Origin of the sequence: Enterococcus sp. DIV1059_2 (genome assembly GCF_051713685.1) — a bacterium.
Lineage (GTDB): Bacteria > Bacillota > Bacilli > Lactobacillales > Enterococcaceae > Enterococcus_D > Enterococcus_D casseliflavus.
Map to the genome: position 1 here is coordinate 2,967,433 of NZ_JBIOQK010000001.1, position 14,713 is coordinate 2,982,145.

12 protein-coding genes are annotated in these 14,713 nt (G+C 42.2%); 2 read left to right on the plus strand and 10 right to left on the minus strand.

What is annotated here, in order from left to right; all coding sequences use genetic code 11:
• Window positions 1-12: 12 nt before the first annotated feature.
• Together IGI72_RS14130 and IGI72_RS14135 are read right to left on the minus strand one after the other, a co-directional pair.
• Window positions 13-507 carry a PTS system mannose/fructose/N-acetylgalactosamine-transporter subunit IIB gene (locus tag IGI72_RS14130; protein ID WP_096741589.1) on the minus strand — a complete coding sequence of 165 codons (495 nt, stop codon included), beginning with the start codon at window positions 505-507 and terminating at the stop codon, window positions 13-15.
• Between the two features lie 18 nt (window positions 508-525).
• Window positions 526-939, minus strand: a complete 414-nt coding sequence (locus IGI72_RS14135; protein ID WP_123833593.1) for a PTS sugar transporter subunit IIA — start codon at window positions 937-939, stop codon at window positions 526-528.
• Between the two features lie 163 nt (window positions 940-1,102).
• On the opposite strand from IGI72_RS14135, the gene deoC reads away from it, so the two are divergent.
• Window positions 1,103-1,804, plus strand: coding sequence for a deoxyribose-phosphate aldolase (gene deoC, locus IGI72_RS14140; protein WP_005234205.1), 702 nt, complete (start codon window positions 1,103-1,105; stop codon window positions 1,802-1,804).
• 10 nt (window positions 1,805-1,814) lie between these two features.
• The gene (locus IGI72_RS14145; protein ID WP_438754634.1) at window positions 1,815-2,678 is read left to right on the plus strand and encodes an SDR family oxidoreductase; all 864 of its coding nucleotides are present in this window, start codon (window positions 1,815-1,817) and stop codon (window positions 2,676-2,678) included.
• 150 nt (window positions 2,679-2,828) lie between these two features.
• On the opposite strand, the gene IGI72_RS14150 is transcribed toward IGI72_RS14145, so the two are convergent.
• The 8 genes from IGI72_RS14150 to IGI72_RS14185 all read right to left on the minus strand — a co-directional run bounded on the left by IGI72_RS14150 (window position 2,829) and on the right by IGI72_RS14185 (window position 14,467).
• The gene (locus tag IGI72_RS14150; RefSeq protein WP_213356853.1) at window positions 2,829-3,680 is read right to left on the minus strand and encodes a sugar phosphate isomerase/epimerase family protein; all 852 of its coding nucleotides are present in this window, start codon (window positions 3,678-3,680) and stop codon (window positions 2,829-2,831) included.
• Window positions 3,652-6,324 (minus strand): beta-galactosidase, encoded by a 2,673-nt coding sequence (locus IGI72_RS14155; protein WP_438754636.1) that lies wholly within the window; start codon window positions 6,322-6,324, stop codon window positions 3,652-3,654. The genes IGI72_RS14150 and IGI72_RS14155 overlap by 29 nt, the downstream gene beginning before the upstream one ends.
• A 193-nt stretch (window positions 6,325-6,517) precedes the next feature.
• A complete protein-coding gene (locus IGI72_RS14160; RefSeq protein WP_438754637.1) occupies window positions 6,518-8,728 on the minus strand; it encodes a helix-turn-helix transcriptional regulator in 2,211 nt (736 codons plus the stop codon).
• Between the two features lie 86 nt (window positions 8,729-8,814).
• The gene (locus IGI72_RS14165) at window positions 8,815-9,693 is read right to left on the minus strand and encodes a carbohydrate ABC transporter permease (RefSeq protein WP_005234200.1); all 879 of its coding nucleotides are present in this window, start codon (window positions 9,691-9,693) and stop codon (window positions 8,815-8,817) included.
• An 11-nt stretch (window positions 9,694-9,704) separates the two neighbouring features.
• Complete coding sequence (locus IGI72_RS14170) at window positions 9,705-10,652, minus strand: ABC transporter permease (RefSeq protein ID WP_005234199.1); 948 nt, start codon at window positions 10,650-10,652, stop codon at window positions 9,705-9,707.
• Window positions 10,637-13,150, minus strand: a complete 2,514-nt coding sequence (locus IGI72_RS14175; protein ID WP_438754638.1) for a hypothetical protein — start codon at window positions 13,148-13,150, stop codon at window positions 10,637-10,639. Before IGI72_RS14175 ends, IGI72_RS14170 begins: the two co-directional genes overlap by 16 nt.
• Entirely contained in the window at window positions 13,125-13,799 is a 675-nt protein-coding gene (locus IGI72_RS14180) for a YesL family protein (protein WP_010749862.1), read from the minus strand. Before IGI72_RS14180 ends, IGI72_RS14175 begins: the two co-directional genes overlap by 26 nt.
• Window positions 13,799-14,467, minus strand: coding sequence for a DUF1961 family protein (locus IGI72_RS14185; protein ID WP_252709295.1), 669 nt, complete (start codon window positions 14,465-14,467; stop codon window positions 13,799-13,801). The genes IGI72_RS14180 and IGI72_RS14185 overlap by 1 nt, the downstream gene beginning before the upstream one ends.
• Between the last annotated feature and the right edge of the window lie 246 nt (window positions 14,468-14,713).

The window sequence follows — 14,713 nt, forward strand, 5'->3', positions numbered from 1 at the left end:
TTTGTCTCCTCCTTATCCTAGAGAATCGTATTTTTTCTTCATTGTTTCCCAGCTTTTACTATCATCATCTGGCAATAGTTGAAACAAAACTTCGATTCCTTTTGATGTGATATACTCGAATGCCTCATAATCCTTTTGATCAATAGCTACGGTTCTACCTAATACTTTTGCACCTTCTCTTGTATTCATAGGCCCAACATTTAGTTGTTTTCCAAAATCAACCCCCAGTTTTACAAGTTCAGCAAATGTTTGTGGAGAATTACTGATCAAGAAAAAATTTTTCTCCGATTGTTTCCCTTTTGGGATACTTTCTATTGCTTGCTCAGTCGTATAAATACCTAGTTTTAAATTACCTGCAGCTGCCTTCAAGACTTTTTTACGTAATTCATCTTGAGCGATATCATCGCCAACAACAAGAATTCCTTGTACCGGTCGTGACTTTGTCCATCTCGTTGTTGTCTGCCCATGAATCACTCGATCATCCACACGTGCTAAAGTTATTGTCATCTTCAATCTCCCCTATCTTTAAAATATATTCTCATCCTCAAATTCATTATCGTCCTCGATAAAAGTCACCCCATCTTTACCTGCAGCAATCGCTAAATCAAACAAAGCATCGAACGATCGACTTCCCACTGCTAAACCAACTTCCAAGAGCATGGGTAGATTCATACCAGCAACTAATTTGATTGGTTTCTTTTGCTCTAATAAGTAATTATAAGAAACATTGAAAGGCGTTCCTCCTTTGATATCTGTAAGAATCAAAACCTCCTCTTCCTTCAATTGTTCCATTACTTGATAGAACTGTTTTTTGAACGCCTCTACACCTGCATCTGTCAACTGAATCGCTATCAACTGATCATTCTCCCCAGCAATCATTTGATAGCTCTGTAATAACCCTGTTCCAAAGTTTCCATGAGATGCTACGATCACTTTCATTGTTTCCCCTCCATTATGTAATTACAAATAAAATTGTTACCCTTATACTAAACCTACCAGGTAAGCGTTGTCAATATGGTAAAATTAATATATTTAACTATTTGACAAAAAAGTTATTGTGAAGTATCATCTGATTTGTAATTACATATCAGGAGGGGAAACCATGAAAAAATTTTCGATTGATCAATTGGCTCGTTTCATTGATCATACAAACTTAAAACCATTTGCAACCGAAGAAGACTTAAAGATTTTGTGTGAGGAAGCAAAAGAGTATCACTTTAAAATGGTTGCCATCAACCAAGTTCAATCTAACCGATGCTATACCCACTTAAAAGAAACGGATATTGGGATTGGTGCAGCAATAGGATTTCCGTTAGGACAAACATCAATTGCAGCAAAAGCCTTTGAAACAAAAGATGCAATAGAAAATGGTGCGACAGAAATCGACTATGTTATCAATATCACTGAAGTAAAAGCCCAAAATTGGGATTATCTTAAAGAAGAAATGCAAACCATCGTTTCTTTGTGCCGAGAAAAACAAGTTATTTCCAAAGTTATTTTTGAGAATGCGTATTTAACTCAGGAAGAAAAGATTGCACTTTGTCAGATCGCCAAAGAAATCAGACCAGATTTTATTAAAACCTCCACTGGATTTGCACCATCTGGGGCGACTTTCGAGGATATAACACTCATGAAACAATATGTAGGAGAGGATGTAGCGATCAAAGCTGCAGGTGGTATCCGTGATGCAGAAACATTCTTAAAAATGATCCAACTCGGAGCAAGTCGCATTGGGACAAGTTCTGGTATCTCAATCATCGAAACACTAAAAGCAGACGCATTGGATGGATATATAACTATTTAAGGAGGAGTATATGACTACGATCGCGATTACCGGAGCCAACGGCTATTTAGCCTCTTTGATTCAGAAACAGAATCACGAAACCTTCACATTTCTTCCTATCACTCGTAAGGATGTCGATTATGAAGATTTAGCTGCCGTCAATAAGTTTTTTGAAAAGCAAACGTTTGACATACTCATCCATACCGCTGCACGTACCCAAACGGCCGACTGTGAAGCACATCCCTTTGAAACAAAAAAAGTGAACACGGACAGTGCAATTGAATTAGCAAAGATTTGTAAAAAAAAGAATGCTCGCTTCATTTTTTTAAGTACTGAACAAGTCTTCAACGATAACGCAGTCGGTCCCTATTCAGAATCGGATTCGCCCAAAAGCGCATCGATCTATGGGCAACAAAAACTAGCGGTCGAAACCTTCCTAAGAACCTTTGATTGCGATTATTTGATCTTACGCCTTTCATGGATGATGGGTCTTTCTTATCCCGAAGTCTCTGCCAGCCCGAATATTCTCAAGCAGGTAATAAGCGCCTTCTTGTATCAGCAGCCAACCTCTTTTCCAGTACATGAGGTAAGGGGACTCACTTACGCCAAAAAATTTGCTGATCAGCCTGAAAAAATCCTTCAACTACCAACTGGCATTTATCATTTTTCTAGTACGAACTCACTGTCTACCTATGCGTTCGCGACATTTATTGCCAAAGAGCTTGGCTTTGATGAAAAATTATGTAGAAAGTATGTTTTGCCAGATGAGGAACGTTACGCACAGGCGCCTCGTGATCTTCGTTTAGCCACTGAAAAAATAAAAAGCCATGGTCTGTCACTATCTTCTTCTCAAAATGATGTGATCGAATGTCTGAAAGATTTTGGCTGGCAATAAAAATGATCTCCAAAAGCCCTAGCCAAAAAGGCTACGAATTATTCGGTACGATTGATTGTCAATGAAATGAAAACCATACGAAAAAAGCACGTACTGGCTTTTCTAGCAGTACGTGCTTTCGTTATCAAGCAGTTATTTGAAAATATTGTGTTAGTTGTAAGAGCCCCCCTGTCCAACTCTCTCTTCAATCAACGCCACCGCACGATCGATCCCAGCGTCTTTTGTTTCTTCTAGCACCACGTAACAGTATGGCTTGTGTTTGATCAGAAGCTGTAAAATTTCTGGATACCGTATTTGTCCCTCACCTAACGGGACAGGGATCACTTCTTCTCCCGAGAGTTGAAAATCCTTTAGGTGCAAGCAGACGATTTTCTCTCCGAAAAGAGTAAATGCTTCTTCTACCAATGCGACTTGATCAGCAGCCGTTTTTGCGGTGATCAAATTCGTTGGATCATAAATGATCCCTAAATAATCAGAAGGAACACGTTCAATCAGCTCGGCGATGCGCTGATTCGAATACAGCGGATGATTCAGTCCGGCTTCGATCCCTACCATGATTTGATATTTTTCTCCCACTCGAACGAGTCGCTGGATCACATGGATCAAGTCTTCAAAAACCTCATCTGAAAAATTCTCTTCACTATATCCCAGTGCGGCAATGACTGAGCCTGTTTCTGAAGCCACCATGCTGGCACCAAAATAACGGGCATGGAATAAATAGCGCTCAAATTTCTGTAAGATTTTTTCTCGTTCCTCTGGTTCGGGATGAATCAAGTTACTATAACAACTTAACAAAGCGATTTGAACGCCTTGTTCTTGGAATTCATTCTTGAAGAAGGTCCCCATACCTGGATTCATCTTTTCAGGAGCACTTAGATCTGGAAAAGACGCATTCAAGGCAAACTGAACGTTTTTTATTTTCTTTGCACCTACCGCTTGTGCTAACTGCTTTGGTGTATATTCTCCTGAGAGGTCATGCCCTCGGATCGCTAAATGAATCATCTGACTCCTCGCTTTCTACTATTTTTTCCCATTCAATAATCAAATTTTCATAAGGTTCTAGCCTATGGTTACCCCGCGCCAGCGCTTCACCTGATAAGCGTTCGAACCCGGGGAGATGTAAGGTAAAGTCAGCTGTCGTCAGCCCTAAGTTACTGATCCAGAGTTGGACATGGGTCGCTGACTCTCGGCGATACTTCATCACACCTTCCGAACATTTGATCAACTGGCGCTCTGATTCATAAGGGAAAAGTTCTTTGCGACAAAACGACTGCCATATCAAACTGTCTGGTAAATTGCTAGGTAGCGCACCTAAATAGATGATCTCTCCTTGAGCCAGTTGTTTCTTAGCTAGTAGCGTTTGGTCATTCCCTCGTCCGATCGTTTCCCAATCTTCTGGGCAGTGAAAAACTGTGACCAAATGATCCAAAGGTTCTTTTAGGCCGTCATAGGTTAGCTGATAAGTCAGTCCTTTCACCGTAAACTGCTGGATTTGGTCAAACCCGAGCCATTCTCCTAAACGATCTAAGCCATTCGTCGCTGGCCACGCCAGCTCTTTTGTCCGATCCCCCGTCATCGGGCCTAAAATCAGCTTGCCTCCTGCTTCAGTAAAGGCGGCAAATTTTTTCAACAAGGTAGGACTGATCCAACGAACAAATGGGGCAAGAACAACATCATACTCTTCTAACGGACTATTTTCTTGAATAATTTCTACACGAATCCCTTGGCGAATCAGACTGCCGTAAAATTCGGTAAACACGCTGCGATAATCATAAACACCCCCATGATCGATCGTGTAAAAACGTTTCGAGTAATCCGAGTAGATAATGGCTATTTTTGCCGATACATACTTCGTTTCCGCTAAAAGTGGTGCGATCTGTTGTCTTAGTTCGCCAATCCGAACTACCTCTTCATACCCACGATCTGGCTCTCCCCAAGCAGTTAACACGGCACTATGGGGTTGCTCCACACCATAGCGATGTCCACGAAAATGCCAAAAGCAGAAGGATTTCAAATTACCAGCATAGCCAACGAACGCTTCACTTGTGACAAACCCATGAGGACGAGGTGCCGCATAATTTTCAATATGACCTGCATTGGCAGTACAAGTTTCTAACAATAACATTTCCTTGTTGCGCGGTTTGACATTCCGCCAACGATCCAAGTTCATGGTATACGCTGGATAGTTGTCTGCCGGTGCATACGTATCAAAACCAGCAATATCTAAATCAGCAAATAGCTCATCATTTTGCAAGTTAAACCCAAAAGCGGAGTTATGGGTAATGGGTAACGCGGTCTCCATTCGGATAAAATGACAAAGATCATGCGCAAACTCATTCAACGTATCAGTGGTAAAGCGGCGAAAGGCATTCATCAAGGAAGAATTATGCAAAAATGGGGTTGTTAGCGGCAAGACGACATCCTCAAATGCGTCATACCACTCACTCCACACCTTCGTTCCCCAACACTCATTGAGGTTAGTCACGGATTGATAGCTGTCTTTTAAATACGTATGCCAACGCGTTTGACACGTCGTACAGTAACATAGATCGACATGACATTTAAACTCATTGTCCAATTGCAACATAACGACATTTTCATGTTTTTCGGCAATCTCAGCGATTTTTCTCGTCAAACGATAGGCATAACGGCGAAAGTCCTCGTTGTTGGTACAGACATGCTGTCTTGAGCCGTGATGCATCTTCGTTCCATCTTGGTTAGTGACCAATGCTTCTGGGTACTGTTTTGTAAACCAGCGGGGTGGGGTCGGCGTTGGAATACATAAGCAAACATCGATGCCATTTGCTTGGTACTGTTCTAGCGCACGTTCCAACAACGAAAAATCATATTCTCCAGGTTGAGGCTCCAAATCGCGCCACATGAATTCCCCAATTCTAGCAAAATTCATGCCCAACGTTTTCATCGTGTGACTATCACTTTGCATGATTTCTTCCGACCAGACTTCTGGATACATGCAGGCGCCGTAATAAATATCAGGAAACAGTGGTTGCTCATGGAAAAACGCCTGTAGACGAATCGCTACATAGCGAGCGATCATATGCGCCCCGAGCTTTGAAAAGTGGGTATCATCTGCAAGACCTGCAGGATAATTGGGGTGCTCATTCGGTGCTAACCAAACAAAGAGTGCTTTGGAAGCTTCTAGTCCTAATGTGTCATAATAATGATAGGTATAGCGATTTAAATCAAACAAAACTACTTCTTCCGTTCGACTAAGTTCTCTTAAGACAGGTAAAAATGCTGACAACGTATGCGCCAATCGTCCCTCTTCTCCTACCCGCCGTTCAACAGGTGTACACAGGATCGGGATTCCTGCTTTTTCTTTGATTTGACGGATCATGTCTGTCAAATGAGCAATGTACGCCTCCATCGTGACATGATTTTTCTCTTTTTGGTCATTATGTCCAAATTGCAGTAGGACGACTGTATTCGGTTCGACTTCTTGCAGGAGTTGCTCAAACAACCCTTCTTCGATAAACGAACGAGTCGTACTGCCGTTTTTTGCAAAATTGCGTACGTTTACTTCTGGGGGTAGATAGCTTGGTAAGGCTTGTCCCCAGCCCATCATTGGCTGTTGATCAAGGGGATAATCCGCCATGGTTGAATCTCCGCCTAGAACGATTTTCATTTCTTTTCTTCCTCCATCTATTTACTATCAGATTTCCAACAGCTTTGACAAGTCTGCTGGTTTTCTTGCTGAACTTAAGCTGTATTAGAAATCGCTTTCTTTTCTATTATACAAAACATTGGCTGACGAAAACATAGAAAAATCAGAGCAAAAGCTGCGAAAATACGAGCTTTTCCGCAGCAACCAACAGTGATCAGCTCTGACCTTTTCGATATTGTCCTGGGGTCATTCCCGTGCACTTTTTAAATAAACGATTGAAGTAACTGGGATTATACCCAAGGTTTTCTGCGATTTCATTGATTTGATGATCGGTTTCTAGCAACTGCCGTTTCGCTTCTACGATGCGAACGCTGGTTAAATAATCAATAAAGTTGACCTGCTTGGCACGCTTGAACTCCTTACTCAAAAAGATTGGGTCTACTTCGAAACGATCCGCAACATATTCTAACGAAATTTGTTCATTGCGAAAATCAGATTGGATGTACTCCGCTACTTTTTGGATCATTTCACTATAAGAATTAGCGACATTTTCTTGCCAGAGGATGGAGACGGGCTTTAAGAAATGATGGTACAAAAAGGCTTGAATCTGATTGATGTCCAAAAGTCGTTCGATTCGTTCTAAAACAACCGTTTTCGATACATAATCCGTTCGTGAGACACCATTTTCATTTAAAAGGTAATCGACTTGATCGTACAGTCGATTGACCACATAGATCACCGCAGCCTGTTGATTGTTTTCTGCCACGACCTGTTCCAAAAACCGCTGGACACTTCGTTGCAATTCTTCATGATAGCCACTTTTCAGCGCTGTTAAAATCAAGTTTTCTTGCGAAAGAGAATACTTCGGCAGCGGACGCATTTTCTCTCCTTGAAGCACTTGATTTTCGGGAATCAACCGTTGCAGATGGATTTGCTTTTTGAGACGTTGGGCAACTTCAGGCAACTTGCGAATCTCAGTTTCTTGTTGCGAACTAACGATGGTGACATAACGGCAGACGATCAAATTGATTTGCTTGGTGACCATCGTGAAGTAATCTGTCAGTTGCTGCTCTTGATTGACCACAAAAACCAAAATCCGCCCTTCATTTGACGAAACGATGGTTGATTCTGGGAAAAACATGGCTGTGACATCCGTTATAATGTTTTCTAGCGCAAACAAAATGTGGGTTTCATCTTGTGAATTTGCTTGATTGCTTAATAGATCATTGAGTTGGAAATAAAACAGGCGATACCCTTGGTCACTTAAGCGCCAGTTTTTTTGCTGCAGTAATTGTTGCGATTCTTTCTCTGACAAATAGCCATAATACCCTTCCATCAAATGTTGGATCACTTGCCGCTTCAGCGAATCTTGAAAGCGTTCCGCCTGATTTTGTAGCAATCCTTTTTCCCGACTTAATTGTTGCCAACGGTCCACCAAAAACTCCAGATCGTTTTCTTTTTTCCATTGGGTATTACCAAAGAGCTGATCCATCGTTTTTTCAAAAGGTTGGTATTGTTTTTTTGCCAAAAAGAGACTCATGACTGCCACACAAGCAATAAAAAGAATACTTACGACGATCAGCACTCTAGCCAAATGAGTGACTGGCTCGGTAATCAATGCTAAGGGAACGACGGTATAAAACGTCCATATTTGGTTGAGTCGCGTACTGTTTACGGCGATCATGCTATAATCATTGCCATTGATCGATTCGACCCAGGTTCCTTGATGCTCCTCACTCAGCGGTTGGATAACATTCGCTAAGTTCTGATCGCCAATAAAACGAAAACTCTCATGATTAAAGGAAATCGCTGCGAGTCCATTTTCAATTTGGGTATCATAAAAATACTTTAACAATGATTGCTCGTCGATCGTTGCAACTAAAAAAATTTTAGGCTGATCTTCGCCTTGGCTATCAATATTTTGTACAAAAATCAATTCATCCTCTTCTTCAATGATCTTCCACTGATACTGCCTACCATTATCGATCCGATAGCGTTCAAATGCTGTTTTGGTTTGCTCGAGCGTTAATTCATACGTGCCGCCACTTTCAATCCCAAAGGGCGCCTCTCCGAGCGAATAAATACCGATTCGATTGACATAATTGGAGCTATTAGTTAAGTAAAACAATTCTTCCGACAGCTGGATCAACGTCTGATAATTCGTCGTTTCCAATAAATCTTCTTGGTAGCGCCTTTGAAACGATTGCCCCCAAACGCTTAAAGTCACTTCCAGCTGCGAGAACTGTTGGTTGATGTTACTAACGATTCCTTCGACTTGGCGATTGTTTAGTTCTTGATACGATCGTTGTAATGGTCCGATCAAATAGGCATGCAAAAAAATTGCAACGGCTAATAGCGGCACGACGATCCATAGACTGGCTAGCTGCAGTTTTCGATGAAAACCGCCTGTTTTAAAGTACTTCATTCCCAAACACCCTTGTAATAGATTTTATGTAACAAATTGTCATGCGAAAAAACGCATGACAACCTATCCACAACTATTGAAGTGTATCATCCTTTGACGGATCCAATCAGCATTCCTTTGGCAAAATGTTTTTGCAAAAACGGATAGAAGATCAAAATTGGCAAAGTCGCCACAATGATGACTGCAAATTTGATTCCTTGTTCAGGCGGCACATAGTTGGGGTCCATACTTGCTAACGCATTGGCACCACTGGAGGCCATCGTGATCTGTCTTAACAATAACTGAATCGGCCATTTTGCTGAATCGTTGATATAGAGCAATCCACTCATGAAGTCGTTCCAGATACCAACGGCGTAAAAAAGGGTGAAGGTCGCGATCACTGGTTTTGATAAAGGCAAAATGATTTTCCATAAGATCCCTAGTTCCGTACAGCCATCCATCTTGGCGGATTCTTCCAATTCGATCGGCATTTCTTGGAAAAAGTTTTTGATGATCATTAAGTTGAACGGATTGATCGCGATTGGCAAAATCAATGCCCAATAAGAATTGATCAGTCCTAAATTTTTCACCACGATAAACGTTGGGATCATCCCACCTGAAAAGAGCATTGCAAAAATCACGAGATTCAACAAGGTGTTCCGTCCTTTTAGGTGCTTGCGTGATAAAGGATAGGCAAAGGTGAAGGTACAGAAAAGCTGCACCAGCGTGCCAACGATGGTAACGCCGACCGTTACAAGCAAACTACGGATAAAGGTGTTGGTTGAAAAAATAAAGCGATAGGAGTCGAGACTGATCTCATTTGGCCATAAGAAAAACGAACGTGTGGTCAATTCTAACTCCGTAGCAAATGAACCTGCGATCACATAAATAAAAGGAATCACCATGAATAACCCAATCAATGCCAAAAATAGCGCATTAAAAATGTCAAATATTTTCCCTGCCTTCGTATTGTGTAAAGTATCCATCTTTTTCCTCCTTAGTATAAGCCGCTTTCGCCAAAGCGTTTCGCTAATTTATTGGTACAAAGCACGAGGATGATCCCAACGATCGATTTAAATAATCCGACGGCTGTTGAGTAACTGTAAGCGCCATTGGTGATCCCCATCATATACACATACGTATCAAAAACATCTGCTACTGTTCGGTTCAACTGATTGGTCATCAAGAAAATCTGATCAAACCCAGTAGACAAAATCGACCCGATCCGCATGATCAGCATAATGATGATCGTCGAACGAATCGCAGGCAAAGTGATGTGCCACACACGACGGAAACGTCCTGCACCATCCATGATCGCGGCTTCGTATTGTTCCTGATCTACACCTGATAAGGCAGCTAAATAAATAATAGTCCCCCAACCGATCTCTTTCCAAATCGATTGCATTACGATCATGGGGCGGAACCATTGCGGGTCTGAGAGAAAGTCGATTTCAACGCCTGTCAACGAAGCGATAAATTGAGTGATCGCTCCATGATCGATGTTGAATAAGATATGCCAAAGACTAACGACGATCGTCCATGAAAGAAAATGTGGTACATAGACGAAGGTTTGAATGGTCCGCTGAAACAGCTTGTTGCGCAATTCATTCAGTAACAGTGCCAAAAAGATGGGTGCTGGAAACGAAAAGAAGATGTTTAAAAAGGCAATCATCAACGTGTTCCACAAGATCCGAAAGAAATCAGGATTATTGAAGAAATCCATAAAATTTTGTGTTCCAACCCATGGACTATCTGCGATTCCTAAAAAAGGCACATAATCTTTGAAAGCAATGATCAACCCATACATCGGTGCATAACGAAATACTGCAAAATAGATGATCCCAGGAATCGTCAAAATATAGAGCCATTTATTTTGTTTAAAATGGTTGAGAAAACTCCCCCATTGCTCTTTCGTTTTCGGCACTTTTTTTATTGTTGTTTCCATTCATTCTCCTCCTCTAACTCCGCTCCGATCAATGCTAAACAACAAATCGTATTTAGACCCCACTGTGCCAACACATTGGTCGATACCCACGGCATTTCTTTTATTTTTTTCCACGTTGTCGCTGCTTCAATGGTCGCTTCGATCGGCAATGGAACACCCGATTTGTCATTATCAAGCAATAACTGCCAAGCCCTTTGACTGATTGCTTGATCCTTACGCACTCGCCCAGCAAAGGCCATCATCGTCGACGCAAACATTGGCCAGGCAAAATGAGGTTCCGTCAGTACCCCGTTTGATTCTTCTGCTTTTCTCTCAGGACTCAAGCTATAAAACCAGCCAAACTCCCCTAACATTTCTGTCCACTCGGGGTCTTCCAGCACTTGAGCAAGTTCTAACCAAACTTGCGGCGCCCCAAAGGAGATGACCATGTGATAGCCGCCAAAATTCCCAGTTCCCATATAAGATAAGGTTTTGTCTTGTGGATCAAATAACACTGTGGGACCAGACAATAGGCGCTGGGGCATGGCTTTGATGCAGGTGATGCCCGTGCGAATTTTTTCAAGGTAAACAGGATCATTCGTCCGTTCCCACTGGGTAAACCAGTTCGAGACTAGCGCAGCCCAATCTGGTCCGATGCGAATCGGTATCCGCTTCGTTTCTCGTTCATAAAACTCGCGCATCGGTGGTAACGCATCAAAAGCATAGGTTTCATTGTCTTTGACTTGTTCCATAATCTCCCCAATGCGTTCATCCGCTGTCAAATAGTAGTAGTAGCGATGGAGACCCGCCATTGAAATTCGAACTTCTTTTGCTTGGCAGCCCCAATGAACGACATTATGCCGTGACCCTAATCCTTTGTATTCACCAGCATGATACTGATCGACTTCTGAAGTATGTCTCGTCATGCTTTCAGCCAGATAGTAAACGCTTGGATCACCAGTCCGTAAGAAATCTAGCCAAAGCCACATGTTAGGGACCAATTCAGTGTTTTGCCAAGCGTACCCACCAAGATCGTAGCGCCATTGGTGTCGAAACTGATCATAGGTATGCATGACATCACCATAGTTCCAATAGCCATACCAACTTCTTTGTTGGACTTCTGCTAAATAGAATTGACGCATCTTAGCCAATTGTTGCTCCAGCAACTGTTTCGTTTTCGTTGATTCGTCTGGTAAACTGATCCTGCCAAAAACCTTCGTCTCTTGATAACGCTCTGGCAATGAAACGATCTGGGCAGGTTCTTGGTTTTCTTGAGCTAAGCCCAGCAACACTTCTTCTGACGGGGCTTCTTCATATAGATCCAACCAGCAACGCGTCGTATTTGCTACGCCAACTGCCGTCGAACGAATCTCTTCCATTCCTTCGTATCCACTAAGCATATGATCACGTTTGGAATAGTGTTGAAAATCCATTGGCTTGGCATTCGGTGACCACTGCCACATCGAGATTTGGGTTTCTTTTTGGGTGATGCCTGTCACCTCGATCGCAGATGGTGCTTTTTCCCAAAATTTCTCCATGCTGCAAGCAACGCCGCCGGTTTCTCCCCCAGCGTAAAAGGTACCAGAATAATGCTCGCCATCCCCAATGGGCAACCAACAGTACCCAGCTTCGGTCTGTTTTTCTAATTCAAATGACCGATGATTGATTTGATTGACCCGAAAATTGTCCCAAATAGCATTTTCCACCGCATGAGACAGCATCGGCTCGTCCGCTGAGGTCAATGAAACGAGCTGTCCACTGGCTTGTTCTTGATAGGGAATGTTTTGCTGATAGTGTCGCCGTGAAAGTAACAATTGTGCCGCTTCATGATACACAGCATCTGCAATAAATTTAACTTGTCGATTCCAATTTTCACCTGTCAACGCATAATCAAATGCTATCCCCATGCCTTCATAAGCAAGTGGTTTGATGATAATGACCGTATGAATGATTTCCAATTTGCTGATTTCGCGAAAGATACGGAACCGTAAAATAAACTCTTGCACCACTTCTTGATTGATCTCAATGACGCCCGTTACTTTGATAACGGCTTTTTCTGAACCATTTTCTTCCAACATCAAGTCCGTTACTTTGGACTGCACCTTTTTGTTTTGGTATTGCAGGATTGCGTGAAGATCTTGCAATTTTTTCTGCCCATTGACCGCTACCCAGTCCAAAACATTTTTTCCTTCCCCATGTTTCGGGAAGAAGCCTTTGATCGTACCGTTGTCAAAATAAATACCGTTGTAAGCTTCCCTAGCAATCGCATGTTTCTTCTGGACACGCTGTTTTCTTTGAAAAAGTAACTGCGTCGTTTCTGCCACCAGACCACTGTGTCCTGTCCATTTCACACTGCCATCTGGCCAGTAAGCCAGTACTTTCGTTTGCAGCGGTTCCTCCCCCAGCAAAAACAGTTCCTCCCTTAGAACCTCAGGTTGTAAAGCTCCTTTTTCCCATGGATACCCAAAACTCAGCCCACGTTTTCCCTTAGGTTTATTTTTGAGCCATTTCAATGCCATGTTCGATTTCCTCCTCTTCCCTCTCTGCAGGTTGAACTGCATCGTTTTGTTGCTTTAGCTTTTGTTCATTTTCATCAAATAATTTCAAGTAAATCCCCATTGTGCCAATGATCCACATCCCAATACTTAAAAATGGAAGGAGACCGGGGAGAAAAAAGCTGATCGTACTACAAATCCCAAACCAAAGGACGCCTAAAAAGGTGCCAATAGGTTGAAAAAAAAGAAAGCGTAGCGAAGCGCCTAGGTACTTCTTCGTTGGGAGCACATAATATTCGTACATGCTAAGCAATGTATTGATCACAGCGATCGCGACGCATTGGCTAACGATCAATAGGATCAAGCCTGTTTGAGTCAATGCCGCTAAAAATCCTTGCTGGATCACCATCATAGGGCACAAATAAAAGAGAATGATCGGTAAGCCCAAGCGATTCGATCGCCAAAAGTTCCTGCGGTAATACCCAAAGAACGTTTGAAAAAAAGGCGGCGATTCCTGTTTAAGGGTTTTCTTTGCTACGTGGAATCCTGCTTGTACGCTAGGCGCCAGTCCAAAGATGATCCCACCTACTAGTGCACCTATAATAACGGTTACATTTATCAGCAAACAATAAAAGACAAAATCTGCTGCTTGATATGCTTTCTGCCAATTCATCACCGTTCCTCCTCTAAGGAATATACCTTTAAGTCTTTATAGCGGGCCTTCATTGGCGCCATTTGCCGAAATCCGATCGCTCCTTTGGTTAATACGGGACCAAACTGTTCTTCATCAAGGTACCTTAACACCAATAAGTCGTTGATCCAAAAGGAAATCGTTGCACCTACCTTATCGATTTTTAGGTGATAAAACCCTCGGGCATCTGCTACACTCGGAAGTGGATCTGCGCCTTGGGCGACCAGATGAAACCCATGGCTTTTGCGCAAATTACACGTTTCAAACGCCCGTTCCTCCTCATACTTTCTTCGAAAATAAGAAAGGTGGTAAGCATCGATCCCTCCAGAATGATACTCGGGATATGCCCCGGTTCGTTTGGGTACTCCAGAATCGAAGATCGAGCCACCCTTGCGATTGGCTGCTGCAAAAAAGAGCATACATAAGCCTGGTTCAGCCAGTGGTTGAAACTGCCAGGTGATTCGTAGGTCCGCTGGAAATTGTTGAGGCAGCCATAAAACAAAATGTGGTTGTTTGTTTGATTCTTCAGAATACGTATTCGCCAGAATCATCCCGTCTTGGAAAGTAATTTTGGGCTCTCCTTCAGCAATAAAGTGTTGAATATCTGCTGCTTGATTCAGCGGATTTTCATAGATCAATTTCGCTAACATTTCTTCTTCTCCTTTTATGCGTATATGAGCTGCTTTTCTCTTTTCATAGTAAACTTGACCTACATTTCTAACAATTGACTTTTTTTGAATTCCTTGATATCAAGCGTTAGATTAGGGTTTCCACTTGTTTTTTTCCATTTTTTCTTTTCTGATTTCTTACTACCTGTCTCGTCTCACCTAAATAGTACTCCATTTTATTAGCTGAATAATTAGCTGAAAAAAATTATTGAAAAAGAAAAAGGTTGA